Source organism: Streptomyces sp. HSS9-12 (assembly GCF_054963655.1).
Genome location: NZ_JBUEGC010000023.1, coordinates 37,821 through 63,580, shown reverse-complemented (window position 1 = coordinate 63,580; position 25,760 = coordinate 37,821). Strand labels below are relative to the sequence as shown.

The 25,760-nt window shown below is 70.4% G+C and carries 18 protein-coding genes and 2 pseudogenes; 7 read left to right on the top strand and 13 right to left on the bottom strand.

Annotated features, from left to right (window positions below):
• Positions 1-51: 51 nt before the first annotated feature.
• From ACY34J_RS14790 to ACY34J_RS14780, 3 genes are all read right to left on the bottom strand, one after another.
• A complete protein-coding gene (locus ACY34J_RS14790; protein ID WP_462726904.1) occupies positions 52-1,497 on the bottom strand; it encodes an aldehyde dehydrogenase family protein in 1,446 nt (481 codons plus the stop codon).
• 456 nt (positions 1,498-1,953) lie between these two features.
• On the bottom strand, positions 1,954-3,600 hold the full coding sequence (locus tag ACY34J_RS14785) for a PucR family transcriptional regulator (protein WP_462726905.1): 1,647 nt from the start codon (positions 3,598-3,600) through the stop codon (positions 1,954-1,956).
• A 117-nt stretch (positions 3,601-3,717) separates the two neighbouring features.
• On the bottom strand, positions 3,718-5,868 hold the full coding sequence (locus ACY34J_RS14780; protein ID WP_462726951.1) for a type IV secretory system conjugative DNA transfer family protein: 2,151 nt from the start codon (positions 5,866-5,868) through the stop codon (positions 3,718-3,720).
• A gap of 254 nt (positions 5,869-6,122) precedes the next feature.
• Here ACY34J_RS14780 and gabT point away from each other — a divergent pair, with 254 nt between their 5' ends.
• Positions 6,123-7,472, top strand: a complete 1,350-nt coding sequence (gene gabT / locus ACY34J_RS14775) for a 4-aminobutyrate--2-oxoglutarate transaminase (protein WP_462726906.1) — start codon at positions 6,123-6,125, stop codon at positions 7,470-7,472.
• A 355-nt stretch (positions 7,473-7,827) separates the two neighbouring features.
• Complete coding sequence (locus ACY34J_RS14770; protein WP_462726907.1) at positions 7,828-8,454, top strand: phosphatase PAP2 family protein; 627 nt, start codon at positions 7,828-7,830, stop codon at positions 8,452-8,454.
• Here the strand turns inward: ACY34J_RS14770 and ACY34J_RS14765 are convergent.
• From ACY34J_RS14765 to ACY34J_RS14735, 7 genes and pseudogenes are all read right to left on the bottom strand, one after another.
• A pseudogene (locus ACY34J_RS14765) lies at positions 8,381-8,652 on the bottom strand (hypothetical protein); the annotation flags it as partial. The gene ACY34J_RS14770 and the pseudogene ACY34J_RS14765 overlap by 74 nt on opposite strands.
• A gap of 91 nt (positions 8,653-8,743) precedes the next feature.
• A complete protein-coding gene (locus ACY34J_RS14760; RefSeq protein ID WP_462726908.1) occupies positions 8,744-10,159 on the bottom strand; it encodes an NAD(P)/FAD-dependent oxidoreductase in 1,416 nt (471 codons plus the stop codon).
• Complete coding sequence (locus ACY34J_RS14755; RefSeq protein WP_462726909.1) at positions 10,156-10,962, bottom strand: ABC transporter permease; 807 nt, start codon at positions 10,960-10,962, stop codon at positions 10,156-10,158. Before ACY34J_RS14755 ends, ACY34J_RS14760 begins: the two co-directional genes overlap by 4 nt.
• Positions 10,962-11,891, bottom strand: coding sequence for an ABC transporter permease (locus ACY34J_RS14750; protein WP_462726910.1), 930 nt, complete (start codon positions 11,889-11,891; stop codon positions 10,962-10,964). Before ACY34J_RS14750 ends, ACY34J_RS14755 begins: the two co-directional genes overlap by 1 nt.
• Complete coding sequence (locus ACY34J_RS14745) at positions 11,888-13,033, bottom strand: ABC transporter ATP-binding protein (protein WP_462726911.1); 1,146 nt, start codon at positions 13,031-13,033, stop codon at positions 11,888-11,890. Before ACY34J_RS14745 ends, ACY34J_RS14750 begins: the two co-directional genes overlap by 4 nt.
• Before the next feature lie 13 nt (positions 13,034-13,046).
• Positions 13,047-14,279: a polyamine ABC transporter substrate-binding protein gene (locus ACY34J_RS14740; RefSeq protein ID WP_462726912.1), complete on the bottom strand. Its 1,233-nt coding sequence runs from the start codon at positions 14,277-14,279 to the stop codon at positions 13,047-13,049.
• Between the two features lie 23 nt (positions 14,280-14,302).
• Positions 14,303-15,817 (bottom strand): gamma-aminobutyraldehyde dehydrogenase, encoded by a 1,515-nt coding sequence (locus tag ACY34J_RS14735; RefSeq protein WP_462726913.1) that lies wholly within the window; start codon positions 15,815-15,817, stop codon positions 14,303-14,305.
• A 201-nt stretch (positions 15,818-16,018) separates the two neighbouring features.
• Here ACY34J_RS14735 and ACY34J_RS14730 point away from each other — a divergent pair.
• A pseudogene (locus tag ACY34J_RS14730) lies at positions 16,019-16,733 on the top strand (NADAR family protein).
• Here ACY34J_RS14730 and ACY34J_RS14725 read toward each other — a convergent pair.
• Positions 16,648-17,427 (bottom strand): DUF4190 domain-containing protein, encoded by a 780-nt coding sequence (locus tag ACY34J_RS14725; protein WP_462726914.1) that lies wholly within the window; start codon positions 17,425-17,427, stop codon positions 16,648-16,650. The pseudogene ACY34J_RS14730 and the gene ACY34J_RS14725 overlap by 86 nt on opposite strands.
• A gap of 135 nt (positions 17,428-17,562) precedes the next feature.
• Here ACY34J_RS14725 and ACY34J_RS14720 point away from each other — a divergent pair, with 135 nt between their 5' ends.
• The gene (locus ACY34J_RS14720) at positions 17,563-18,585 is read left to right on the top strand and encodes an adenosine deaminase (RefSeq protein WP_462726915.1); all 1,023 of its coding nucleotides are present in this window, start codon (positions 17,563-17,565) and stop codon (positions 18,583-18,585) included.
• A 244-nt stretch (positions 18,586-18,829) separates the two neighbouring features.
• Here ACY34J_RS14720 and ACY34J_RS14715 read toward each other — a convergent pair whose 3' ends face one another.
• Positions 18,830-20,269, bottom strand: coding sequence for a gamma-aminobutyraldehyde dehydrogenase (locus ACY34J_RS14715; RefSeq protein WP_462726916.1), 1,440 nt, complete (start codon positions 20,267-20,269; stop codon positions 18,830-18,832).
• A gap of 177 nt (positions 20,270-20,446) precedes the next feature.
• On the opposite strand from ACY34J_RS14715, the gene ACY34J_RS14710 reads away from it, so the two are divergent.
• Together ACY34J_RS14710 and ACY34J_RS14705 are read left to right on the top strand one after the other, a co-directional pair.
• Entirely contained in the window at positions 20,447-20,920 is a 474-nt protein-coding gene (locus ACY34J_RS14710) for an Lrp/AsnC family transcriptional regulator (RefSeq protein ID WP_462726917.1), read from the top strand.
• Between the two features lie 2 nt (positions 20,921-20,922).
• On the top strand, positions 20,923-22,284 hold the full coding sequence (locus tag ACY34J_RS14705; RefSeq protein WP_462726918.1) for an aspartate aminotransferase family protein: 1,362 nt from the start codon (positions 20,923-20,925) through the stop codon (positions 22,282-22,284).
• Between the two features lie 82 nt (positions 22,285-22,366).
• On the opposite strand, the gene ACY34J_RS14700 is transcribed toward ACY34J_RS14705, so the two are convergent.
• The gene (locus ACY34J_RS14700; protein WP_462726919.1) at positions 22,367-23,923 is read right to left on the bottom strand and encodes a PucR family transcriptional regulator; all 1,557 of its coding nucleotides are present in this window, start codon (positions 23,921-23,923) and stop codon (positions 22,367-22,369) included.
• A 132-nt stretch (positions 23,924-24,055) separates the two neighbouring features.
• Here ACY34J_RS14700 and ACY34J_RS14695 point away from each other — a divergent pair, with 132 nt between their 5' ends.
• Positions 24,056-25,537, top strand: coding sequence for a sodium:solute symporter family protein (locus ACY34J_RS14695; RefSeq protein ID WP_462726920.1), 1,482 nt, complete (start codon positions 24,056-24,058; stop codon positions 25,535-25,537).
• Positions 25,538-25,760: the final 223 nt, after the last annotated feature.

Sequence of the window (25,760 nt, the reverse complement as noted above, 5' to 3'; positions counted from 1 at the left end):
CCCCCGAGTTCCGGCAGGTGCTGTCCACCGGAAGATCGGCGAGCGAGCAGCTCAGAGGTCGATCCCGGTGAGCACCATGACCCGCTCGTAGGTGTAGTCGTCCATCGCGTAGCGGACGCCCTCGCGGCCGACGCCGGACTGCTTGACGCCGCCGTACGGCATCTGGTCCGCGCGGTAGGACGGGACGTCACCGATGATGACGCCGCCGACTTCGAGTGCGCGGTGGGCGCGGAACGCGGTCTGCAGGTCGTGCGTGAACACGCCGGTCTGCAGGCCGAACTTGGAGTCGTTGACCGCCGCGAAGGCCTCGTCCTCACCGTCCACCTTGTGCAGCGTCAGAACCGGGCCGAAAACTTCCTCGCAGGCGAGGGTGACATCGGCCGGCAGGTTCTCCAGGACGGTCGGGGCGTACGTCGCGCCGTCCCGCTTGCCACCGGTGAGCAGCTTGGCGCCGGCGTTCACGGCCTCGTCGACCCAGGACTCGACGCGCTTGGCCGCGTCCTCGCTGACCAGGGGGCCGACGTCGGTCGCGTCGTCGGACGGGTCGCCGGTGCCCTGCGCCTCGACGGCCGCCACGATCTTCGGGACGAGGCGGTCGTAGACCAAGGCGTCCGCGATGACGCGCTGCACCGAGATGCAGGACTGGCCGCCCTGGTAGTTGGCGAAGGTGGCGATCCGGGACGCCGCCCGGTCGAGGTCGGCCTCGGAGGACCAGTCGGCGAGGACGACGGCCGCGCCGTTGCCGCCCAGCTCCAGGGTGCAGTGCTTGCCCGGCACCGACTCCTGGATCGCGTAACCGACCTTGTCCGAACCGGTGAAAGAGATGACCGGCAGGCGCTCGTCCTTCACCAGGGCCGGCATGCGGTCGTTCGGCACCGGCAGCACGCTCCAGGAGCCGGCCGGCAGATCGGTCTCGGCGAGCAGCTCGCCGAGGATCAGGCCGGACAGCGGGGTCGCCGGTGCGGGCTTGAGGATGATCGGGGTGCCGACGGCGATGGCGGGGGCAACCTTGTGCGCGCACAGGTTGAGCGGGAAGTTGAACGGCGCGATGCCGAGGACCACACCGCGGGGGAAGCGACGGGTCAGGGCGAGACGGCCGACACCACCGGCGTCGGTGTCCAGGCGCTGCGCCTCACCGCCGTTGAAGCGGCGGGCCTCCTCGGACGCGAAGCGGAACACGGAGATGGCGCGGCCGACCTCGCCGCGCGCCCACTTGATGGGCTTGCCGTTCTCGGCGGAGATCAGCTGGGCGATCTCCTCGGTACGCTCCGCGAGGCGCCGCGCGACGTGGTCGAGGGCAGCGGCCCGGACGTGTGCGGGCGTCGCGGCGAACTCCTCGCGGACGGCGTACGCGGCGGCGACCGCCTCCTCGACCTGGGCCTCGGTGGGAACGCTCACCGTGCCGACGAGACGGCCGTCCCAGGGAGAGGTGACGTCGATCGTGCCCTCGCCGGTCGCCTTGCGGCCGGCGAGCCAGAACGCATGAGTGGTGGTCACAGCGGATCCCGGCCCTTCCGAAGTGGTGGGGATGTGTGCAGTTGGCTCTCTGGCTCACCACGGTAGGGGCGCGAGTACGGAATGGCGTTTGTCCGGCGTGGAGTGGTGACGGCGGGTGCCGCGCCGCTTTGTCACCTCCGGTGCGGTTGCTGATCCGGAGCGGGCCCTTCCGGGGGCCCGCTCCGCCGACGGGCGCTGCGCCGAGCGATCGGTGCAGCGCCCGGTGGACGCCACCGCTTCCCCAGCGGCGGAAGCGCACAGCGCGGCCCATGCCCCTCCCGACCGGGTCACCTGTCAGGAATGCGGGCGGAGGGCCACTCCCGCGAGCGCGGGTCGGCCGCGGCCCGGCAACCGGCAGCAGCTGCGCCGCCCTGGCGCTTCGCGCCGGTTTCCCCGCGCACCCGCCTCTGTTCGGGGGCGGGTGCGCGGGAAAGCGCCGCGCGCGGCACAAGCGCGTCAATCGGGGGTGGTCGAGGTGGCCTTCAGGGCCAGCCAGAGTTCCATGCGGACATCCGGGTCGTCGAGGGAGCGGCCCAGGATCTCCTCGACCCGCCGCATGCGGTAGCGCAGCGTGTGCCGGTGCACCCCGAGATCCGCGGCGGCCGCGTCCCACTGCCCGTGGCGCGAAAGCCACGCCCGCAGCGAGGCGACCAGGTCGCCGCGGCCCGTCGCATCGTGCTCGCGCAGCGCCCGCAGCATCCCGTCCGCGAAGGCCCGTACCGCGTCGTCGGCGAGCAGTGGCAGTACGGATCCTGCGGCCACCTGCTCGTGTTCGACGAGGACGCGGCCGCGGCGCCGGGCCACGGACAGGGCCTGCTCCGCCTGGCGGTAGGCGGCCGAGGCGCCTATGGGGCCGGTCGGTGCGGAGAGCCCTATGACGAGTTCATCGGCCTCGACCGCGCCGCCCGGCTCATGCGCCCGCGCCGCCGTGCCGCGCCGCGCCTCCACCGTCGCGGCGTACTCCTCACACGCGGCGACCGCCGTACCGCCGTCGGGAGCGAGCACGACCAGCCGGTCGCCGTCCGCCACGGTCAGCACGGCCTCGCCGCCGCGGGCCGCTGCCGCTTCCAGGGTGTCCGCGAGCGCGCCGAGGGCCTCCGGATGCGTCGGTTCGGCCTCCCCCGCCCCCTCCTCGGCCGCGCCGGCCGCCCCGGTCACCGCCTCCGCGACGAGCGTGCGGAACGGCGCGTCCAGCAGCGTGCCGTACAGCCCGCCCGCCACCGTCCGGGCGTGGTCGGGCTCCCCCGCCAGCAGCATCCGCAGAACAGCCGCCCCGAGCCGCTGCTCCGCCTCCTGCAAGGTGCGGGAGCGCTCGGTGGTCAGGGTGAGCAGGGCGATCGCGGAGTGCACGGCGTACCGCTCGGCGGTGCCCAGCGGGGCGCCCGTGCCGACGGCGAGTACGCCACGGGCCCGGCGCCCGGTGCCGAGGGACTGCAGCTCGACCCGGTCCGCCCCTTCGTCCGTGCCGCCGGCGACCGCGCTCGCCGGGGCCGGCCGCTCGCGCAGCCGCTCAACGTCGGACGCGAGCCGCGCGGCGCGGCGCGCCGCCCACTCTGGGGCCGCGGCCACCACCGCGCCCGAGGCGTCGTAGAGCGCCGCCCAGCCGTCGACGTTCGCGGCGAGCCGGGCGAGCAGGGCCGCCGGACCCTCGGCGCTCAGTGCGGCCCGGGTCAGCTCGCGCTGAGCCTCGAATCCCGCCGTCACGGCGCGGTACTGCTCGGCGGCTATCGCGGCCGAGACGGCCTTGCTGATCGCGATGAACGGGGTGCGGGCCGGCACCTCCAGCAGCGGAAGGCCCTCTTCCTCGGCGGCCGTCACCAGCGCCTCGGGCACATCCTCGTAGTTGACGCCGACGGCGAAGCCGAGCCCGACGACCCCCGCCTTCACCAGCCGCCGCACATACCGGCGCATCGCCTCCGGGTTCTCGGCGTCGAGCTTCATGGCCGTGGTGAGCAGCAGCTCGCCACCCTCCATGTACGGCACGGGATCCGCGAGCTCGCTGGGGTGTGCCCAGCGCACAGTGGCGTCCAGCCGATCGCCGCCCGCCCGGACGCCCAGTTTGAGCGCGGAATGGTGGACGAGAGAGGCGAGCGTGGGTGGCATGACACCTTCTGGCGAGCGGTGCGAGGACTTCGCCGTCCCGTATGAACGGCTCAGGTCGATTCTGCCTCAGCGGAAGAATGCGCGGCACCCCCCGCTGCGTGCCCGCGTTCCGGTCCGTCAGGCCCGCAAGTCGACAAGGAGCGGCGCGACGTGCTCGCCGCGGACCGTGGTCAGGGACAGCACCGCGTGCCCGGCCGGTACGGAGTGGGCCAGTTCGGACGCCGACCAGCGCTCGCGCTCGACCGTCCGCACGGTAACCGACTGGGTGGTGGCGGCCTCGCCGGTGAAGATCCGCCGTACACCGCGCAGCAGCCGCCGCGGCAGCCCTCCGGAGGTGTCCGGGGTGCTGGTGACGTCGCGGGTCTCCACCCAGGCCGTCCCCCAGGCCTCCGCGAACCGCTTGCCGTCCCAGGTCGTCACCCCGGACAGCGCCATCCGGCAGCCGACCGCCCCCAGCAGCGCGCTGCGCAGCGACTCCGGCACCTCGTCGAGGGTGCGCAACGCGAGTACTGCGCCCGCGTTGGCGGAGCGCAGCCGCTGGATGCCGCGGACGGTCTCCGCGGTGACGGTGTGGGCGGCGTCGTCCAGGACCAGGCAGGCGAAGAGCGAGCGGTCGGTACGGGCGGCCACACAGGCCGTGAACTGGGCGAGGACGAGCCGGGCGAGCATCCGCGAGGCTTCCGCGTGGCCCCGCTCGGGCAAATCGATACGCACCCGCAGCGGGTGTTCCAGGGCGCGTGGCGAGAACGGACGACTCTGCCCGCCGGTGTCGAAGAAGCCCTGGAACGCGGGGCGGTCCAGGAGCGCGACACGGTCGGCGAGGAGCGCGCCAGGGTCGCCCGGGCGCCCCGCCTGGCGCTCACGCGCGTCGAGTTCGCGCGCCTGCGCGTACTGCCCGGCCTCGTCCAGGGCCTCGCGCAGTGCGGCGAGGGCATGCGGCGCGCCGTCGAGGAGTTCCCGCAGTTCGGAGACCGACGGGAAGCGGCCGTGGGCGGCGCGGTAGGGGCCGAGGACCTGGGCGAGCACGGTGACGGCCCGGCGGTTGTCCCCCTCCGGGCCCGCGGTCGCGGCCAGGTCGCCGAGCAGCGCCTCGGCGAGGACCCCCGCCGCCTCGTCCGGGTCGGTGGTGCCCCCGTAGAGGTCCAGATCGTACGCGGAGTCGGGGTCACCGAGCCTGATCACGACGTCGTACGCGTCGTCCGGCCCGAGGTCGGTGCCCGCCGCGCCGACGGCTACGACCGCCGCCTGGCCCGCGAGTGCCAGGAGGGACAGCGACTCGACGACAGGGCGGATGAGATGGCGGGTCTTGCCCGCACCGGGCGGGCCCACGGCGAGCAGCGAGGTGCCGAGCAGGGCGGGGTCGAGGGCGAGGGCGGCGCCGCGATGGGCGTACGGGTTACGCGTCCCGGGGCCGGCCTTGCCGATCCGGACCTGGTGGGCGACAAGGTCGTGCACGGCGGCGCGCACGGGAAGGTCGCGCGCCCCCGAGGGGTGCCCGCAGGCGACGGCGCCGTCCCGCAGCACGGTGTCGGTGAAGGCCTTGAGGCGCTCGGGCTGTGCCTGGACCGACTGCCAGGCCCGGCGGATCCGTGCGAAGTCGACGTCGTTCATCCGGCCGGAGCGCACCTCGTCCGCGAGCCGGTCGGCCGCGGCGGGGCTGCCCCCGGCGCGGACCTCCGGCCAGTCGGCGGGATCGGCCGGGGCCCCGGGGGCCTGGGCGACGGGGGCGCCGTCCCCTGGCTGGGTTCTGGCGCGGTCCAGCAAGGGCAGCACGTACCGTCGCAGGGCCTCGGGCCAGTTGCCGCTCTTCGCAAAGATCTTCACCAGCAGGGCGACGACGATCGCGTAGGTGAGATAGGAGACGACGACGAAGGCACCGCCGCCGTGCCAGGCGTCGGGGGTGATGGTCAGCACCACGGGCCAGACGGGGAGGTAGCCGTTCCAGAACAGCGACCACACCAGCAGTGCGCACAGCAGCGACAGCAGCGCGCCGCCGATGAGCCGCCGGTCCGGGATGCGGTTCGGGTCCTCCGGGGGCGGGAGCTGGTGTCCGTACCTGAAGATGCCGGGCTCCGCTTCGGGGCGTGGGGCCCGTAGCCATGCGAGGAGCGGCGGTGCGCCGGCGGCGGGCGCCTGGTGCGGCATCGGCGGCACGGCCGGAGCGGGCCGGGTGTCCGGAGAGGCCGTCGGGGGCTTGTCGGACGGGACTTGGGGCGACACCGGGTGGGACCGGGTGCCGCCCGGGTCGTACGTGCCGTCGGTGTCCATCTGCTGCCCCCTGACCAGCCAACTGCCTGCGTGCACGACGCCGCTCAATCTAGTGGAGCGGACGGCACCCCCAGCGCATCGGAGTAGGCAGTCGGCCGACATCCGTGGGATGTCCACCGGATGCTCGGTATGTCCGTGACGGACAACGTGACACGCCCAGCGCTACCGAACGGAGCATGCCCCGTATCGCCCCCCGGCCCTAGCCTGCCGAGATAGGACCAGTTTTATCCCGGACCACACCACAGGAGAGTCCCATGACCGCAACCGCCGGAGGACACTCGCTCCCGCAGGAGCGCCGCGTCGTCACCGCGATCCCCGGGCCGAAGTCCCAGGAGCTCCAGGCCCGCCGTAGCGCCGCGGTCGCCGCCGGTGTCGGGTCCGTGCTGCCGGTCTTCACCACCCGGGCCGGCGGCGGCATCATCGAGGACGTCGACGGCAACCGGCTGATCGACTTCGGCTCCGGCATCGCCGTGACCTCGGTCGGCGCGAGCGCCGAGGCCGTCGTACGCCGCGCCTCCGCCCAGCTCGCCGACTTCACCCACACCTGTTTCATGGTGACGCCGTACGAGGGCTACGTGGAGGTCTGTGAGGAGCTGGCCAAGCTCACCCCGGGCGACCACGCCAAGAAGTCGGCGCTGTTCAACTCCGGCGCCGAGGCCGTCGAGAACGCGGTCAAGATCGCCCGCGCGTACACCAAGCGCCAGGCGGTCGTCGTCTTCGACCACGGCTACCACGGCCGTACGAACCTGACGATGGCGCTGACCGCCAAGAACATGCCGTACAAGCACTCGTTCGGCCCGTTCGCGCCCGAGGTCTACCGCGTGCCGGTGGCCTACCCCTACCGCTGGCTGACCGGCCCGGAGAACTGCGCCAAGGAAGCCGCGGCCATCGCGATCGACAACATCACCAAGCAGATCGGCCCGGAGAACGTCGCCGCGATCGTCATCGAGCCGGTCCTCGGTGAGGGCGGCTTCATCGAGCCGGCCAAGGGCTTCCTGCCGGCGCTGGTGAAGTTCGCGGGCGACAACGGCATCGTCTTCATCGCGGACGAGATCCAGTCCGGCTTCTGCCGTACCGGCCAGTGGTTCGCCTGTGAGGACGAGGGCATCGTCCCGGACCTGATCACCACCGCCAAGGGCATCGCGGGCGGTCTGCCGCTCTCCGCCGTCACCGGCCGCGCCGAGATCATGGACGCCGCGCACGCCGGCGGCCTCGGCGGCACCTACGGCGGCAACCCGGTGGCTTGCGCCGGCGCGCTCGGTGCGATCCAGACCATGCGCGAGCTGGACCTGAACGCCAAGGCCAAGCGCATCGAGGAGGTCATGAAGGGCCGCCTCACCGCGATGCAGGAGAAGAACGACATCATCGGCGACGTGCGTGGCCGCGGCGCGATGATCGCGATCGAGCTGGTGAAGTCCGGTTCCAAGGACCCCGACCCGGCGGCCACGGCGGCGCTCGCCAAGGCCTGCCACCAGGAGGGTCTGCTGGTCCTGACCTGCGGTACGTACGGCAACGTGCTGCGCTTCCTGCCGCCGCTGGTCATCGGCGAGGACCTGCTGAACGAGGGCCTGGACATCATCGAGGGCGCGCTCGCCGCGCTCTGAGTGACCGCCCGGTAGCTGGTGGTCCGGTGAAGAATGTGTGGGAGGCCGATGGCGGACCGGCGTTGCGCCTGTCGGCCCCGCCACAGCTGCCGTACGGTTTCTGGAGATGAGAGAAACACCCCGCCCGCAGGGCCCTGCGGGCGGCACCGGCCCGGTGCATCCCCAGCCCCGGCCCGGTCGTGCCCTCGCGCACACCACTGGAGCCTCTGGCTCTGGGATTCCTCACCGATCGGACGACCGCCCGCCCCAAACCCCCCGGGGCGCGCGGTTCACCGGTCGAGGTGGCCGCCTCGGAACCTCCCCCCCTGTTCCGGGGCGGCCTCTCTCGTTCCTTCCCCTGGGCCTGCTGCTCCCGGTGCTGTTCGCCGTCGTCACCTGGCAGGTGGTGGCCGGCGGGCCGCTGCGGCACGTGGACGAGCGGGCCAGCCACCGGCTCGCGGTGCCGAAGGCCCACTCTCCCGTCGCCCAGTTCTGTGTGGACCTGGCCAACATCCCGGTCGCGGTGGGTGTGCTGGTGGTGGCGGCCGGCTGGACCGCATGGCGGGGCTGGAGCGACGGCAGGGGGCGCCACTGGCTGCCGCCCCTCACCGCCGCCCTGGTGATGGCCATAGTCCCGGCGCTGGTGCTGCCGCTGAAGACCTGGATCGCCCGGCCGGGCCCGACCGGACCGCTGGTGAACTACCCGGGCTTCTACCCGTCGGGCCACGCGGCCACGGCCACCGTCGCGTACGGAGCCGCGGCCCTGCTGCTCCTGCCCTCCATGCGGCGCCTCCTGACGCGGTGTCTGCTCGTGGCGGCAGCGGTCGCGCTGAACCTCGCCGTGGGTGCGAGCCTGGTCCGGCGGGGCTACCACTGGCCCCTCGACGTGATCGGCAGCTGGTGCCTGTGCGGCACCCTCCTGTGGGCCGTCAGTGGTCCGTTGCTCGGGCGATTCCCGCGGCGGCCTCATGCATGCCCAGCTCCAGAATCCCCAGATCGGTGAGTGTGCCCGTGCCGTCCGGTGGGATGAGTACGGGAGCAGCCACCGGACGGCACCGGTGGACCGGCCCGGGCAGGGGACGGCGATCCAGGTGCCGCTGCCTGCTCCTCGTACGTTCGTGCCAAGCCAGTGGGACACGGTGCCGGGTGGCACGAAGAAGCCGGTCCGGGAGTCGGCGAAGTCGGCGAGGACCGGCCCCGGTGGGAGCGACAGCGGAGTTGTCAGACTCTGCGCCAGAGCGCACGTCGAGGCGCACAAGTTGGAGCGAGCGACCGCTCGTGCAGCCCTGCGACTACGAGTCGAAGCCGAGGCCGAGCCGGTCCATCGCCTTCAACCACAGGTTGCGGCGGCCGGCCGTCGCGTCGGCACGGGTCAGCGACCACTGGGTGATACCGATCCCCGCCCAGCGCACCGGCTCGGGCGGGAACGGCAGCGGCTTCGTAAGGACCATCTCCGACTCCGTACGCTCGGTGCGCTCGCCGCTCAGCAGGTCGAGCATCACATCCGCGCCGAAGCGGGTCGCGCCGACGCCGAGCCCGGTGTAGCCGAGCGCGTAGGCCACCCGGCCGCCGTGGGCGGTGCCGAAGAAGGGCGAGAAGCGCGAGCAGGTGTCGATCACGCCGCCCCAGGTGTGGCTGAAGCGCACCCCCTCCAGCTGGGGGAAGCAGCGGAGGAAGTGGGTGGCGAGCTTCAGGAACGTCTCCGGCCGCTGGTCGAGCTCCCGGTCGATCCGGCTGCCGTAGTGGTACACGGCGTCGTAACCGCCCCACAGGATGCGGTTGTCGGCCGTCAGCCGGAAGTAGTGGAAGTGGTTGGCGCTGTCGCTGAGGCCCTGACGGTTCTTCCAGCCGACCGAGTCCAGCTGCTCGGGGGTGAGCGGCTCGGTCATCAGGGCGTAGTCGTAGACCGGGATGACGTACGGGCGGACGCGCCGCACCAGCGACGGGAAGGCGTTGGTGCCGAGGGCGACCTGCCGGGCGAACACCCGGCCGTACGGCGTGCGGACCGCCATCTGCGCCCCCTGGGAGGCCAGAGCGGCGGCGGGGGTGTGTTCGTAGATGCGCACGCCGAGGTCGAGGCAGGCGCGCTTCAGCCCCCAGGCGAGCCGGGCAGGGTTGAGCATCGCAACGTCGGTGCGGTTCCAGACTCCGGCGAGGAAGGTCGGCGAGTCGACCTCGGCCCGCATCGCGTCGCGGTCGAGGAAGGTCAGCTCGACGCCGAGCTTCGCCGCCTCCTCCACGGTCTCGCGCAGCTCGGCGACCTGGTGCGGCTGGGTCGCCACATCGATCTCGCCGGTGCGCTCGAAGTCGCAGTCGATGCCGTGGCGGGCGACCGCCTCCTCGATCCCGTCGAGATTGCGGCGGCCCAGCTCCTCCAGCTTCGCAAGCTCCCGCGGCCAGCGGGAGAGGCCGTTGGCGAGGCCGTGGGTGAGGGAGGCGGCGCAGAAGCCTCCGTTGCGGCCGGAGGCGGCCCAGCCGACCTCCTCGCCCTCGACCAGCACGACATCGCGGGCCCGGTCGCGCTCCTTGGCGAGCAGGGCGGTCCACAGTCCGCTGTAGCCCCCGCCGACGACGAGCAGGTCGCAGTGCTCGTCGCCGACGAGAGCGGGACGGGCCCGGGGCCGGTCCGGGTCGTCCAGCCAGTACGGCACCGGCTGGGCGCCGGCGAGCGCATGGGCGGCGGCGGGTGTGGCTGCGGGGTGCCTCATGGCCTTTCAGCTTTCTGGCGGCCTCGTCCGACCAGCTGGCCGCCGAGGACGCACAGCACGGCGACGATGAACATCGCCGTACCGATGACATTGATCTGCACCGGCGTTCCGCGCTGCGCCGCGCCCCAGACGTACATCGGGAACGTCACCATCGCGCCCGCGTTGAAGTTGGTGATGATGAAATCGTCGAAGGACAGGGCGAAGGACAGCAGCGCTCCGCCGGCGATGCCGGGGGCGGCCAGGGGCAGGGTCACCTTGAAGAACGTCTGCGTGGGGGTCGCGTACAGGTCTTGGGCGGCCTGCTCCAGCCGCGGGTCCATGCTCAGCACGCGCGCCTTGACCGCCACGACGACAAAGCTCAGGCAGAACATGATGTGCGCGATGAGGACGGTCCAGAACCCGAAGTCGATTCGCATGTTGAGGAACAGCGTGCCGAGCGAGGCGGCCATGACGACCTCGGGCATCGACATCGGGAGGAAGATGAGCAGATTGGTCGCGGCGCGGCCCCGGAAGCGGTAGCGGGCGAGCGCGAAGGCGATCATCGTGCCCAGGATGGTCGCCCCGACCGTGGCGTAGATCGCGATCTGCAGACTGATGCCGAGCGACTGGCACAGATCGGCCTGACCGCACGGATTGGCCCAGGCGTGGGTGGAGAAGCCCTGCCACTGGTAGTTGAACCGGCCCTTGGGCTGGTTGAAGGAGAAGACCAGCACCACGATGTTCGGCAGGATCAGATACGCGAGCGCGAGGAGGCCCGCGAGCACGACCAGATTGCGGCGGATCCAGGTGAGGACAGTCGTCATCAGACCAGTTCCTCCGTCCCTGCCTTGCGGATGTAGATGCTGACGATCACCAGGATCACCGCCATGAGGATGAACGACAGGGCGGCGGCGGTCGGATAGTCCAGCACGCGCAGGAACTGCGACTGGATGACATTGCCGACCATCTTCTGGTTGGTCGTACCGAGGAGTTCGGCGTTGATGTAGTCGCCGGACGCCGGAATGAAGGTGAGCAGCGTGCCCGCCACCACACCCGGCATGGACAGCGGGAAGGTCACCTTGCGGAAGGTGATGGCCGGCTTGGCGTACAGGTCCCCTGCCGCCTCGTGCAGCCGGGGGTCGATCCGCTCCAGGCTGGAGTACAGCGGCAGGATCATGAAGGGCAGGAAGTTGTACGTCAGTCCGCACACCACCGCGAGCGGGGTCGCGAGAACGCGGCTGCCCTCGGTCAGGCCGATCGCCGAGGTGAGGTGGAGGATCCCGAGCGAATCGAGGGTGGTGACCAGCGGGCCCTGGTCGGACAGGATCGTCTTCCAGGCCAGGGTGCGGATCAGGAAGCTGGTGAAGAACGGCGCCACGACCATCACCAGCAGCACATTGCGCCACCGGCCGGCCCGGAACGCGATCATGTACGCGAGCGGGTAGCCGATCAGCAGGCACAGCACCGTCGCGAGCCCGCCGAACAGGACCGACCGCAGGAAGTGCGGGTAGTACTCGGCGATGGCGTCCGTGTAGGTCTGGAAGTGCCAGGTGACCCGGTAGCCGGTTTCCAGGGAACCGGTCTGCACCGAGGTGGAGGCCTGGTAGACCATCGGTGCCACGAAGAACACCAGCAGCCAGGCGATACCGGGGAGCAGCAGCAGATAGGGCACCCGCCGGCGGCGGGCGGCGGGTGCGCCGACCGCTTGCGGCGCCGCCGGCACCTCGAGAGGCGGTGGGGCAGTCAGGGTCATTCGTCCCCCACCTCCTCTGTTCCGGCGTCGATGTCCTGGGCGGCGTCCAGGCCGAAGGTGTGGGCCGGGTTCCAGTGCAGGACGACCGGCGCTCCGGGAGCGAGCCGGGAGTCGCGCTCGACGTTCTGCTCGAAGACCGCGATCTCCCCGGCCGCGCTCTTCACCACGTACTGCGTGGAGACCCCGATGAAGCTGGAGTCCACGACGGTGCCGGATATCCGGTTGCGCCCGGCGGGTATGCCGTCGGCGTCGTCCCGGTGGCTGATGGAGATCTTCTCCGGGCGGACGCCCGCGAGGACCTTGCTGCCCTCGGCGGTGGAGCCCGTACTGCAGCGCCCGGCCGGCAGGGCCAGCCTCTCCCCGGCCGCCTTCAGGAGCAGATCGTCGCCGGACTTACCGGTGATCTCCGCCTCGATGAGGTTGGACTGGCCGAGGAAGTTGGCCACGAACGTCGTCCGCGGGTTCTCGTACAGGTCGGCGGGCGCGCCCAGTTGCTCGACCCGGCCGGCGTTCATCACCGCGATGGTGTCGGCCATGGTCATGGCCTCCTCCTGGTCGTGGGTGACGTGAATGAAGGTAATGCCGACCTCGGTCTGGATCCGCTTGAGCTCCAGCTGCATCTGGCGGCGCAACTTGAGGTCGAGCGCGCCGAGGGGCTCGTCCAGGAGCAGCACCTGCGGGTGGTTGATCAGCGCACGGGCGACGGCGACGCGCTGCTGCTGACCGCCGGAGAGCTGGGTCGGCTTGCGGCGCGCGTACTGGCCGAGCTGCACCAGCTCCAGCATCTCCGCAACCTGGCTGCCCACGGACTTGACGCCGCGTCGGCGCAGGCCGAAGGCGACGTTCTCGTAGACGTCCAGGTGCGGGAAGAGCGCGTAGTTCTGGAAGACGGTATTCACCGGGCGCTTGTAGGGCGGCAGGGCGGTGATGTCCTTGTCGCCCAGGACGACCGTGCCGGTCGTCGGATCCTCGAGCCCGGCGATCATCCGCAGGGTGGTGGTCTTTCCACAGCCGGACGCTCCGAGCAGGGCGAAGAAGGAGCCCGCGGGAACGGTCAGATCGAGGGGGTGTACGGCCGTGAACGAGCCGTACGTCTTGCTGATTCCGGAAAGGCGAACCTCACCGCCGGAAAAGTCGTTCATGTCGTCTTTCACCTCAGGCACCGATGAGTTTGGAGAACTTCTCCTCGAACGCGGTCTCTTCCTTCGCGGAGAGCGCGCGGAATCCATGTGCCTTGGCGGCCAGCTTGGCGTCGGGAACGATCAGCGGGTTGTTCGCCAGTTCCTTGTCGATCTTGGCCAGTTCGTCGTGGACACCGGTGACCGGGCTGATGTAGTTCACATACGCGGCGAGCTGGGCGGCCATATCCGGGCGGTAGTAGTGGTCGATCAGCAGCTCGGCGTTCTTCTTGTGCCGGGCCCTGACGGGCACCATGAGGTTGTCGTTGGCGAGGGTCACGCCCGCCTCGGGAATGACGTACTCGATGTCGGGGCTGTCGACCTGAAGCTGGATCAGGTCACCGGCCCAGGCGACGCAGGCCGCGATGTCGCCGTCGGCGAGTTCCTGGCCGTATTCGTTGCCGGTGAACTTGCGGATCTGCTTGTTGTCCACGGCCTTCTGGACCTTCGCAAGGGCTGCGTCGAAGTCGTCCGCGGTGAAGTCCTCGGGCTTCTTGCCCATGTCGAGGAGCACCATGCCCATGGTGTCGCGCATCTCGGTGAGCATGGTCACGCGGCCCCTGAGGGACTTGTCCTCGAGCAGCTGGGAGACGCTTTCGATCTTCTTGCCCTTGGTCGCCTTCTTGTTGTAGGCGACCACGGCCATCACGCCGGCCCAGGGGTAGGAGTAGGTGCGGCCGGGGTCCCAGTCGGGGTTGCGGTACTGCGGCTGGAGATTGCCGATCGCGTTGCGCAGATTGGCGGGGTCGAGCTTCTGCACCCAGCCGAGGCGGACCAGCCGCGAGGCCATCCAGTCGGTGAGACAGATCAGGTCACGGCCGGTGTCCTGGCCCGCGGCGAGCTGCGGCTTGACCTTTCCGAAGAACTCGTTGTTGTCGTTGATGTCCTCTTTGTATGCGACCTTGATGCCGGTTCTCTTGGTGAAGGCCTCAAGGGTCGGGCGGCGCTTGGTCTTGTCGTCGACATCGATGTAGAGCGGCCAGTTGGAGAAGTTGACCAGCTTCTCCTTCTCGGAGACGTCGGCCGACTTCGGGTCGTCGCCCTTCTTGCCGGCCGGCGGAATTCCGCACGCGGCGAGCGCTCCCATGCCCATCATGGCCCCGGCGGCAGCCAGGAAATTGCGGCGGCCCAGCGCTCCGCGCCCCGACGTGAGGCTGCGCATCATCGCCTTGCGTACGGGCTCCGACAGGGGTTCGTACTGCTCCGTCATGTTCCAGCCTCTTCCAGAATGAATTAGCGGTCCCCGAAAACGGTCCGGTGCCAGTCCTTGTGGGCAATGCCCCTGATGTCCTGCATGACATGCTTGACCTGCGTGTACTCCTCGAAGGAGTAGGCCGACATGTCCTTGCCGTAGCCGGAGGCCTTATAGCCTCCGTGCGGCATCTCACTGATGATCGGGATGTGGTCGTTGACCCAGACACAGCCCGCCGCGATCTCGCGGGTGGCCCGTCCGGCCCGGTAGACATCTCGAGTCCAGGCGGAGGCCGCGAGTCCGTACGCCGTGTCGTTGGCGAGAGCGATGCCGTCCTCGTCGCTGTCGAAGGGGAGGACGACCAGCACCGGGCCGAAGATCTCGGACTGGACGATCTCGCTGCCCTGGGGGGCGTCGGCGATGAGCGTGGGGCGGTAGTACGCGCCCTGAGCCAGATCGCCGCCGGGAGCCTCGCCGCCCGTGACGACGGTGGCGTAGGCACGGGCCCGCTCCACGAAGCCGGCGACGCGGTCCCGCTGGGTGTGGGAGATGAGCGGGCCGAGGTCGGTGCCCGGGTCGTACGGGTCGCCCAGGCGCACGGTCGCCATCAGCTCGGCGACACCGGCCACGAAGGCGTCGTAAAGCGGGCGTTGGACATACGCGCGGGTGGCGGCGGTGCAGTCCTGCCCGGTGTTGATCAGCGCGCCGGCGACCGCGCCGTGCACCGCGGCTTCCAGGTCGGCATCGTCGAAGACCACGAAGGGGGCCTTGCCACCGAGTTCGAGGTGGAGGCGCTTGACGGTGCCGGTGGCGATTTCGGCGACGCGCTTGCCGACGGCCGTGGAGCCGGTGAAGGAGGTCATGGCGACGGACGGGTGGCCCACCAGGTGCTCGCCCGCTTCCTTGCCCGCGCCGGTGACGATGTTGATCACGCCGTCGGGGATGCCCGCCTCGGTGGCCGCCTGGGCGAACATCAGGGAGGTGAGCGGGGTCAGTTCCGCGGGCTTGAGGACGATCGTGTTGCCTGCGGCGATGGCCGGGAGGACCTTCCAGGCGGCCATCTGGAGCGGGTAGTTCCAGGGGGCGATGGAGCCGATGACGCCGATGGGCTCGCGACGGATGTACGAGGTGTGGTCGCCGCTGTACTCCGCCGCGGACTTCCCTTCCAGATGGCGGGCCGCTCCGGCGAAGAAGGCGGTGTTGTCGATCGTGCCCGGCACATCGAACTCGGTGGAGAGCTTGATCGGCTTGCCGCACTGCAGCGTCTCGGCGTCCGCGAGGTCCCCGGCCCGCTCGGCCAGGGCAGCCGCGAAGCGGTGCATTGCGTCGGAGCGCTCGCCGGGGGTCGCACCCGCCCAGGCCGGGAAGGCCCGCTGGGCCGCTTCTACGGCGACGTCGACGTCGGCCGTGCCGGCCAGCTCGTACGTCAGGACCGGCTCACCCGTCGCCGGATCGATCACCGCGTGCTTACGGCCCGACGTACCTGGCCGCAGCCGCCCGTCGATGTACTGCACTCCGTCCGCGAAGCGCTCCGCTGCCTGGAAGGGATTGCTCATGACGCTCTCCTCCGCCGTCCCCGCGAAAGCGGCAAGGCGTAGCTCCAGCTCAATGTGAACGCTGATCCTGACAGAACCACGTGCCTGCAACAAGGGATTCCGTTGTTTCCATTTGATTACGCGACGGAATCTGTTCATTGTGTCGAGGCGTGATCTTGACCTGCGTACGCAGTGTCAGTGGCGGCTGTCACACTCAACTGCATGAAACTTCACGGGGAACGGGGGGAACAGGCCCGGGACACCCGGGTCGAGGAGCTGGCCGAGCGGGCTGCGCGCGGCGAGCGGATCCAGTACCTGCATTTCTGGGGCATGCGCCGCGGCGGGACGGGGCGATCGGGCCCGGGTGCTTCAGTCTGGGGTCCCCCATGCCGCAGGCCAGGGGAGGTGGCCCGCGCCGTTCGCGGTCGACGGCGTGACGTACGCGACCGCGGAGCACTGGATGATGGCCGGCAAGGCCCGGCTGTTCGGGGACACCGAGGCGGAGCGAGCGGCGATCCAGCGCCACCAGCCCGGCTGCCGCGAAGAAGGCCGACCGCCTGGTGCGCGGCTTCGACGAGGAGACCTGGCGGCAGCACCGGTACGAGATCGTGCCGGCGGGCAGTCTGCACACGTTCGGGCAGCATGCCGCTCCGCGGTCGTATCTGCTGAACACGGGCAACAAGGTGCTGGTGGCAGTGACATCAGCGGCCTCCGGCCGCGGGCAGCCCGCTGGACCGGATATGGAGGGATCGGCCTGGCCGCGGACGACGACCGTGCGCATGATCCGGCCCGCTTGCGGGGTCTGAATCTGCTCGGCTTCACGGTGATGGAGGCGCGGGAGCGGCTTGCCGCTAGCGCCTCACGTCGACGACGAGCGCGGTTGAGTACGAGTCCCCGCTCGAGCCTGAGGGGTCCGCGTTATTGCTCTCGTCGATGACGATCGCGGTCACCAGTGCGGCACCCACCAGGATGCCGGCCACGCCGAGTATCAAGCCGGCCAGCGCCTGCCCGCCGTTGGTCGCCTCGCCGCGCGACGCCTTTGCCCGGCCGATCGCCCCGAAGATGATCGCGAGGACACCGAGGATCATCGCGAAGACGCTGGTGATGAAGAGGGCGACGGACAGGATGCCGAGCACCAGCGCGGCCACACCGAGGCCGTTGTTCGGCGGCGGGGGCAGGGGATGCCAGCCGTAGCCGCCCGGGTAGCCCAGGTAACCGGGATATCCGGCCGGGGCGCCCGCCGCGTACGGATTGCCGCCATATCCCGCGCTGCCGTACGGGCCGGCGCCACCGTACGGGGACCCGCCGTACGGACCGGCTTCATAGCCTCCCGGAGCTCCGGGCCCGGTGGGCGCGATCGGAGGCGGTGGCACAGCGCCGGTCCCGGGGTAGGAGCCGTACGGCCCCGGGGGCGGGGACGGCAGCCCGCCGGCCGTCGGCCGGCCGGCCGCCGCAGGCGTCGCGTCCTGCGGTATGCCGGGGCGCGGTACCTGCCGGCGCGGCGTGTCCTGCTGCTTCTTGTCCAGCGACACCGACTGCTGTTCCGGCGGAGCCCATGGATCGCGCGGCTCGGCCTGCTGAGGCCTTTCGGCGTTGTCGGACATCATCCTCCCCTGTGGACGTCCGGCCATGCTACGGCCTGCACCTGGCCTGCGTGCCCGGGCTCCACCCGGCCCCGCCTACGATGATCTCGCCGGATCCCTCCCCCGGACGCTGGCCGGGGGTGCCCCCACTGCCCCGCCTCGACGGCTGTCCCAGGAGGACCGATGCACGATCTCCACACCTTCATCGCCGGGCTGCCCAAGGCGGAGCTCCATGTGCACCACGTCGGGTCCGCGTCCCCCCGGATCGTCGCCGAGCTGGCCGCCCGCCACCCCGACTCCAAGGTCCCCACCGACCCCGAGGCCCTGGTCGACTACTTCACCTTCCGGGACTTCGCCCACTTCATCGAGGTGTATCTGTCCGTCGTGGACCTCATCCGCGACGCCGAGGACGTCCGGCTGCTGACCTACGAGGTCGCCCGCGACATGGCCCGCCAGAGCATCCGCTACGCCGAGCTGACGGTCACGCCGTACAGCTCCACCCGGCGCGGCATCCCGGATGCCGCCTTCGTCGAGGCGATCGAGGACGCCCGGCGGGCCGCGGAGACCGAGCTCGGCGTGGTGCTGCGCTGGTGCTTCGACATTCCCGGCGAGGCAGGGCTGGAGTCGGCCGAGGAGACCGCGCGGATCGCCGTCGACCTGAAGCCCGAAGGGCTGGTGTCGTTCGGCCTCGGCGGACCGGAAAACGGCGTGCCGCGGCCCCAGTTCAAGCCGTACTTCGACCGGGCCATCGCGGCCGGACTGCACAGCGTTCCGCACGCGGGCGAGACCACCGGCCCGCAGACGATCTGGGACGCGCTGACGGAGCTGCGCGCCGAGCGCATCGGGCACGGCACCAGCGCCACCCAGGACCCCCGGCTGCTGGAGTACCTCGCCGAGCACCGCATCCCGCTCGAGGTCTGCCCGACGTCCAACATCGCCACGCGCGCCGTGACCGACCTCGACGCGCACCCGGTCAAGGAGATGGTGGACGCCGGTGTGCTGGTGACCATCAACAGCGACGATCCGCCCATGTTCGGCACCGACCTCAACAGCGAGTACGGCGTCGTGGCCCGGCTGCTGGACCTCGACGAGCGGGGTCTCACGGCCCTCGCCAAGAACGCGGTCGAGGCATCGTTCCTGGACCAGCCCGCCAAGGCCAAACTGGCCGCCGAGATCGACGCATACGCCAACGCCTGGCTGCTGTAACCGACCGCTGAGCAGCGCTCGTTGGTCGATCAGATCCGCTGGGTTGGACCGGGCCGGAGGCGCGCTCGCCGCACTCACGGGCGTAGCGGGCCACACCCTGGCCCGCGGGCTGCGCCGGCCCTGACCGCGAAGGTTCCCCATATCACACGCTGATGACGGAGCACCAGCCCGGCCGGATACGCACAGGCCCCGGGACACGGCTGTGTCCCGGGGCCCGTACGAGGCAGCTACGCAGCCAGCAAGGTCAGCCGTCCAGCGACGTCATCACGTGCTTGATGCGGGTGTAGTCCTCGAAGCCGTACGCCGAAAGGTCCTTGCCGTAGCCGGACTTCTTGAAGCCACCGTGCGGCATCTCGGCGACCAGCGGGATGTGGGTGTTGATCCACACGCAGCCGAAGTCGAGGGCCTTGGACATACGCATCGCACGCGCGTGGTCCTTGGTCCACACCGAGGAGGCGAGGGCGTACTCCACGCCGTTCGCGTACTCGATGGCCTGCTTCTCGTCCGTGAACTTCTGGACGGTGATGACCGGGCCGAAGACCTCCTTCTGGATGATCTCGTCGTCCTGCTTGAGGCCGGAGACGACGGTCGGAGCGAAGAAGTAGCCCTTGTCACCGACGCGGTGGCCGCCGGTCTCGACCTTGGCGTGGGCGGGCAGGCGCTCGATGAACCCGCTGACCTGCTTCAGCTGGTTGGCGTTGTTGAGCGGGCCGAACAGCACGTCCTCGTCGTCCGGCCGGCCGGTCTTGGTCTCGGCGGCGGCCTTGGCGAGCGCCTCGACGAACTCGTCGTGGATGGACTCGTGGACGAGCACGCGGGTCGCGGCCGTACAGTCCTGGCCGGCGTTGAAGAAGCCCGCCACCGAGATGTCCTCGACGGCCTTGGGGATGTCGGTGTCCTCGAAGACGACGACCGGTGCCTTGCCGCCGAGCTCCAGGTGGACCCGCTTGACGTCCTTGGAGGCGCTCTCGGCGACCTGCATGCCGGCCCGTACAGAACCGGTGATGGAGGCCATGGCGGGGGTCTTGTGCTCGACCATCAGGCGGCCGGTCTCACGGTCGCCGCACAGGACGTTGAAGACGCCCTTGGGCAGGATCTCGCCGAGGATCTCGGCGAGCAGGACCGTCGACGCCGGGGTGGTGTCGGACGGCTTGAGGACGACCGTGTTGCCCGCGGCGAGCGCCGGGGCGAACTTCCACACGGCCATCATCATCGGGTAGTTCCACGGCGCGACCTGCGCGCAGACGCCGACCGGCTCACGACGGATGATCGAGGTCATCCCGTCCATGTACTCGCCGGCCGAGCGGCCTTCCAGCATGCGCGCGGCACCGGCGAAGAAGCGGATCTGGTCCACCATCGGCGGGATCTCCTCCGACGCCGTGAGGCCCAGCGGCTTGCCCGTGTTCTCCGACTCGGCGGCGACGAGCTCATCGGCCCGCGCCTCGATCGCGTCCGCGATCTTCAGCAGGGCCTTCTGGCGCTCGCCGGGTACCAGGTCGCGCCAGGCCGGGAACGCGGCCTCGGCGGCCGCCATGGCGGCGTCGACGTCCGCGGCGCCCGACAGCGGTGCCGTGGCGTACGCCTCACCCGTGGCCGGATTGACCACCTCAGTGGTACGCCCGTCGGCGGCGTCCCGGAACTCCCCGTCGATGTAGTTGCGCAGACGACGCAGTTCGGTGGTCACTTGCCACCCCTCCTTGCAGATTCCAATGGGTGAGACACCACACTAATCATGAAGGTGACGCATTCGACATACCCGCCACCCCGGAACAACGAAATCAGTGAGATGCGATGAGGTCAACAACGGATTTCATTGATTCAGGGTTGCCAGACTGCCGAGTCCTCATGCACAGTGGTCTGCGTGGCCACTCATGACAAGAACGGCAACTCGCAGATTGACGCCGTCTCCCTGGCGATCATTGAACAGCTCCAGGAGGACGGGCGCCGTCCGTACGCTGCGATCGGCAAGGCCGTGGGCCTGTCCGAAGCCGCCGTCCGGCAGCGCGTGCAGAAGCTGCTCGACCAGGGCGTGATGCAGATCGTCGCCGTCACCGACCCCCTCACGGTGGGATTCCGGCGGCAGGCGATGGTGGGCATCAACGTCGAAGGTGACCTCGATCCGGTCGCGGACGCGCTGACCGAGATGGATGAGGTCGAGTACGTGGTCATCACTGCGGGCTCGTTCGACCTCATTGTGGAAATCGTCTGCGAGGACGACGACCACCTGCTCAACATGATCAACAAGCGGATCCGCACGCTTCCCGGCGTGCGCTCCACCGAGAGCTTCGTCTATCTCAAGCTCCGCAAGCAGACCTACACCTGGGGAACCAGATAGCCATGAGCGCCGACCTCTCCAAGACGGCGTACGACCACCTGTGGATGCACTTCACCCGCATGTCGTCGTACGAGAACGCCGCCGTGCCGACGATCGTCCGCGGCGAGGGAACCTACATCTACGACGACGAGGGCAAGAAGTACCTCGACGGGCTCGCGGGCCTGTTCGTGGTGCAGGCCGGCCACGGCCGCCAGGAGCTCGCCGAGGTCGCCGCCAAGCAGGCGGCTGAGCTGGCCTTCTTCCCGGTGTGGTCCTACGCCCACCCCAAGGCCGTCGAGCTGGCCGAGCGCCTGGCGCACTACGCCCCGGGCGACCTGAACAAGGTCTTCTTCACCACCGGCGGCGGCGAGGCGGTCGAGACCGCGTGGAAGCTCGCGAAGCAGTACCACAAGCTCAAGGGCAACCACACCAAGTACAAGGTCATATCCCGCGCGGTCGCCTACCACGGCACCCCGCAGGGTGCGCTGTCCATCACCGGTCTGCCGGCCCTGAAGGCCCCCTTCGAGCCGCTGGTTCCCGGTGCGCACAAGGTGCCGAACACCAACATCTACCGCGCCCCGATCCACGGCGACGACCCCGAGGCCTTCGGCCGCTGGTGCGCCGACCAGATCGAGGCCCAGATCCTCTTCGAGGGCCCCGAGACCGTCGCCGCGGTCTTCCTGGAGCCGGTGCAGAACGCCGGTGGCTGCTTCCCGCCGCCGCCCGGGTACTTCCAGCGGGTTCGCGAGATCTGCGACCAGTACGACGTGCTGCTCGTCTCCGACGAGGTCATCTGCGCCTTCGGCCGCCTCGGCACGATGTTCGCCTGTGACAAGTTCGGCTACGTTCCGGACATCATCACCTGCGCCAAGGGCATGACCTCGGGCTACTCCCCGATCGGTGCCGCCATCGTCTCCGACCGCATCGCCGAGCCGTTCTTCAAGGGCGACAACGTCTTCCTGCACGGCTACACCTTCGGCGGCCACCCGGTCTCCTCGGCCGTGGCGCTCGCGAACCTCGACATCTTCGAGCGCGAGGGCCTGAACCAGCACGTGCTGGACAACGAGGCGGCGTTCTTGGGCACCCTGGCGAAGCTGAACGACCTGCCGATCGTCGGCGACGTCCGCGGCAACGGCTTCTTCTACGGCATCGAGCTGGTGAAGGACAAGGCCACCAAGGAGTCCTTCAACGACGAGGAGTCCGAGCGCATTCTGTACGGCTTCGTCTCGAAGAAGCTCTTCGAGAACGGCCTGTACTGCCGCGCCGACGACCGTGGCGACCCGGTCATCCAGCTGTCCCCGCCGCTGATCTCCGACCAGTCGACCTTCGACGAGATCGAGCAGATCATCCGCGGTGTCCTCACCGAGGCCTGGACGAAGATCTGACGCCCAGCCGCAGCTCAGGCGTCCCGGAGCTCTGACCCTCCGACCCTCACCCGTGGCGACCGTTCCCCGCCACGGTGGAGGGTCAGAGCCATTTCAGGGCGAACCACAGATCCATCCGCACATCCGGGTCGCCCAGATCCGTAGCGAGCAGCTCCGCGGCGCGGGCGATCCGCTGGCGGACGGTGTTGCGGTGGATACCGAGGGCCACCGCCGTACGGTCCCAGCTGCCGTGCAGCGAGAGCCAGACCCGCAGGGTCTCCAGCAGCGCCGGCGAGTCGGCGAGCGGGCCGAGGCGCACGGCGGCCACGGCCCGCGCCTCCTCCGGGGCGACCAGCGCGGAGAACCCGGCCACGGCGTCGGACCGGCTGCGTACGAGCGGGGTCCGCTCGGCGACGGCCCGGCGCAGCGCCCGCGCGGCCTCGGCGTCGCTGCGGGCCAGCTGCTCGACCGGAACCGACGGGCCGACGCCGACCGTCCAGCCGGGCTGCGCCGCCACGGCGTGCGTTCCGGGGACGATCGCGCGGAACTCCTCCCCGCTGAGATCGAGCAGGGTTGTGCCCAGGCCGGCTGACAGGGCGGCCGCCGCCAATGGCGCATTGCCTGCTGCCGCGCGCCCCCGCCTGCGCCCGTGCACCACCGTCCACAGGGCTGCCGGACTCCGCCCGGCGGTGCCCTCGCCGGCAGCCGCCGGCCCCGACAGGGCACTGGTCAGCAGAGGCGCCACCTGGGCCGGATCCGCGCCGAGCATCAGCCGTACCAGGGCCGCCGAGCGGTCCGCGTCGACACTCGCCGCGCGCGGGGCCGTCAGCAGCGACAGCAGCACGACGGCGACACCGGCGATCGCCCCGCCGATGCTTTCGCGCCGCTCCGCGCACACGCCGAGCGCGGGCCGTGCCTCCGCCGAGCCGGCCGGGCCGGTCAGGCCGTACGCCGTCAGCTGCAGCCCCGCCGCGGTGCCTGCCGCGGAGGACGGTCCGCGGCGCAGCCGGGCGGCAAGCGAGGCGAGCTCCGTACGCGCCTCCTGCGGTGGCCGCGATCCGGCCGCCGCCAGCTCCGCTCCGTCCGGACCGAGGAGCACGGCCCACCCGCCGAGGTACTGGGCCAGCTGCCGCAGCAGCGCCGGTACGGGATTGGCGCCGGCAGCGGCGCGGGCGAGGGATTGCTGGGCTTCGGAGATGCGGGTCAGCTCTCGGTGCCGCTCCTCGTCCATGGCCCGCCACATGGCTCGGGCGACGGCCGTGAAAGGCGTCTGCGGCGGGACCTCGACCAGCGGCAGCTCATGCCCTTCGCACGCATCGATCAGTGCCTGCGGGACGGTGGCGTACACCGGGGCGACGCCGAATCCGAGCGCGGCCGCTCCCGCCTGCACGGTGCGGGCGACGTAGCGCTCCCAGTACTCGGTCGACTCCTGCGGCTTCGCGGGTTCACGCCCTGCGGCCTCGACGGCCTGGTGCAGTCCCGATGTGAGCAGCAGTTCCCCGCCGAGCAGGTACGGGACCGGGTCGTCCATCTCGCTGGTGTGCACCGCGTACACCAGGGTTTCCTGGCGCGGTCCGGCGACCTGCCGCAAACCGAGGTCCGCCCGGTCCAGCAGGGTCCGCAGAAGGACCGGCGGGGTGGGCGGTACGGCGTCGTTCACGGATGCCTCATGGCTGTTTCGTCCTGTCCCCGGCTCCATGGTGGAGCAAACGTACACTTCTCCGCCACATGGCCGAGACCTATCGTCAGTGCCTCATAAACATCCGTCTCCACGAATGGTTGGGGAGTGGCCATGGCTGTCGACTACGCGGTCATCGTTATCTATCTCGCGGGCATGCTGGCCATGGGCTGGTGGGGAATGCGCCGCTCCAAGTCCAAGAGCGACTTCCTGGTCGCGGGCCGCCGGCTGGGGCCGAGCATGTACTCCGGCACCATGGCCGCGATCGTCCTGGGCGGTGCGTCCACCATCGGCGGTGTGGGCCTCGGCTACCAGTACGGGCTCTCCGGCGCCTGGATGGTCATCTCCATCGGCCTTGGCCTGCTGGCTCTGAGCATCTTCTTCTCGGCCCGCATCTCCCGGCTGAAGGTGTACACGGTCAGCCAGATGCTGGACCTGCGCTACGGCGGCTCGTCCGGTCTGATCTCCGGCGTCGTCATGTGGGCGTACACCCTCATGCTCGCGGTGACCTCGACCATCGCCTACGCGACCATCTTCGATGTCATCTTCGGCCTCGACCGGACGCTCGCGATCATCCTCGGCGGCGCGATCGTGGTCTGTTACTCGACCCTCGGCGGCATGTGGTCGATCACCCTCACCGACATGGTGCAGTTCGTCGTGAAGACCATCGGTGTGCTGCTCCTGCTGCTCCCGATCGCGGTCGTGAAGGCGGGCGGCTTCGCCGAGATGAAGGCCCAGCTGCCGCACGACTACTTCTCGCCCATGAGCATCGGCGGGCAGACGGTCTTCACCTATGTGCTGATCTACACCTTCGGCATGCTCATCGGTCAGGACATCTGGCAGCGCGTCTTCACTGCCCGCAACGACAAGGTCGCCAAGCTCGGCGGTACCGCCGCCGGCACGTACTGCCTGGCCTACGCGGTGGCTGGTGCCGTCATCGGTACGGCGGCCAAGGTGCTCTACCCGCACCTGGACAGCGCCGACGACGCGTTCGCGACCATCGTCAAGGACGCCCTGCCGATCGGCATCAAGGGACTTGTGCTCGCCGCCGCGCTGTCCGCGGTGATGTCCACCTCCTCGGGTGCCCTTATCGCCTGCGCCACCGTCGCCAACAACGACATCTGGTCGCGGCTGCGCGGCAAGGTGGTGCCCACGACCGGCGGGGAGCCGCACGACGAGGTCAAGGGCAACCGGCTCTTCATCCTGATCATGGGCATCGCGATGGTCGGTATCGCCATCTCGCTCAACAACGTGGTCGAGGCGCTGACCGTGGCCTACAACCTGCTGGTCGGCGGACTGCTGGTGCCGATCCTCGGCGGTCTGGTGTGGAAGCGCGGCACCGTGGCGGGCGCGCTCGCCTCGGTCGCGGTCGGCGGTGTGGCCGTCATCGCCCTGATGGCCTGGAAGGGCATCCTCGCCAACGAGCCGATCTACTACGGCCTGCTCGCCTCGCTGGTGGCGTTTGTGGTGGTCAGCCTGAGCACGAAGCCGACCGACGCGGCGGTGCTGGACGCCTGGCGCAAGCGGCTCGCGGGCGAGGTCTCGCCCGAGGAGCCGGCCGCCGAGGCGACGGCTCCGGCCCCGGCCGGCGCCTGAGGTCTGACGGCCCGTCGGCGCGAGCATTCCCGGCCACCCGCCCCATGGTCATGGGGCGGGTGGACCCCCGTCACGCCGACGCCTCCGACTCCGGCCGGTGCCGCCCAGGCCTGACTCCCCCGACAGGTCGCGCGGCGCACCGCGCCGGACCACCCGCCCACCTGGCCCCATCACTGGGGCGGGTGGGCGGGGCTGAACAACACTCCGCAGGCTCGATCTGGCC

Excerpts from the sequence above, each read along its gene's own strand:
- ACY34J_RS14760 (WP_462726908.1), bottom strand. The coding sequence starts at position 10,159 with ATGAGGCACCCCGCAGCCACACCCGCCGCCGCCCATGCGCTCGCCGGC.
- ACY34J_RS14725 (WP_462726914.1), bottom strand. The coding sequence starts at position 17,427 with ATGGCCGGACGTCCACAGGGGAGGATGATGTCCGACAACGCCGAAAGG.
- gabT (WP_462726906.1), top strand. The coding sequence starts at position 6,123 with ATGACCGCAACCGCCGGAGGACACTCGCTCCCGCAGGAGCGCCGCGTC.
- ACY34J_RS14750 (WP_462726910.1), bottom strand. The coding sequence starts at position 11,891 with ATGACCCTGACTGCCCCACCGCCTCTCGAGGTGCCGGCGGCGCCGCAA.
- ACY34J_RS14720 (WP_462726915.1), top strand. The coding sequence starts at position 17,563 with ATGCACGATCTCCACACCTTCATCGCCGGGCTGCCCAAGGCGGAGCTC.
- ACY34J_RS14740 (WP_462726912.1), bottom strand. The coding sequence starts at position 14,279 with ATGACGGAGCAGTACGAACCCCTGTCGGAGCCCGTACGCAAGGCGATG.
- ACY34J_RS14755 (WP_462726909.1), bottom strand. The coding sequence starts at position 10,962 with ATGACGACTGTCCTCACCTGGATCCGCCGCAATCTGGTCGTGCTCGCG.
- ACY34J_RS14695 (WP_462726920.1), top strand. The coding sequence starts at position 24,056 with ATGGCTGTCGACTACGCGGTCATCGTTATCTATCTCGCGGGCATGCTG.
- ACY34J_RS14785 (WP_462726905.1), bottom strand. The coding sequence starts at position 3,600 with ATGCCACCCACGCTCGCCTCTCTCGTCCACCATTCCGCGCTCAAACTG.
- ACY34J_RS14780 (WP_462726951.1), bottom strand. The coding sequence starts at position 5,868 with ATGGACACCGACGGCACGTACGACCCGGGCGGCACCCGGTCCCACCCG.
- ACY34J_RS14705 (WP_462726918.1), top strand. The coding sequence starts at position 20,923 with ATGAGCGCCGACCTCTCCAAGACGGCGTACGACCACCTGTGGATGCAC.
- ACY34J_RS14745 (WP_462726911.1), bottom strand. The coding sequence starts at position 13,033 with ATGAACGACTTTTCCGGCGGTGAGGTTCGCCTTTCCGGAATCAGCAAG.
- ACY34J_RS14735 (WP_462726913.1), bottom strand. The coding sequence starts at position 15,817 with ATGAGCAATCCCTTCCAGGCAGCGGAGCGCTTCGCGGACGGAGTGCAG.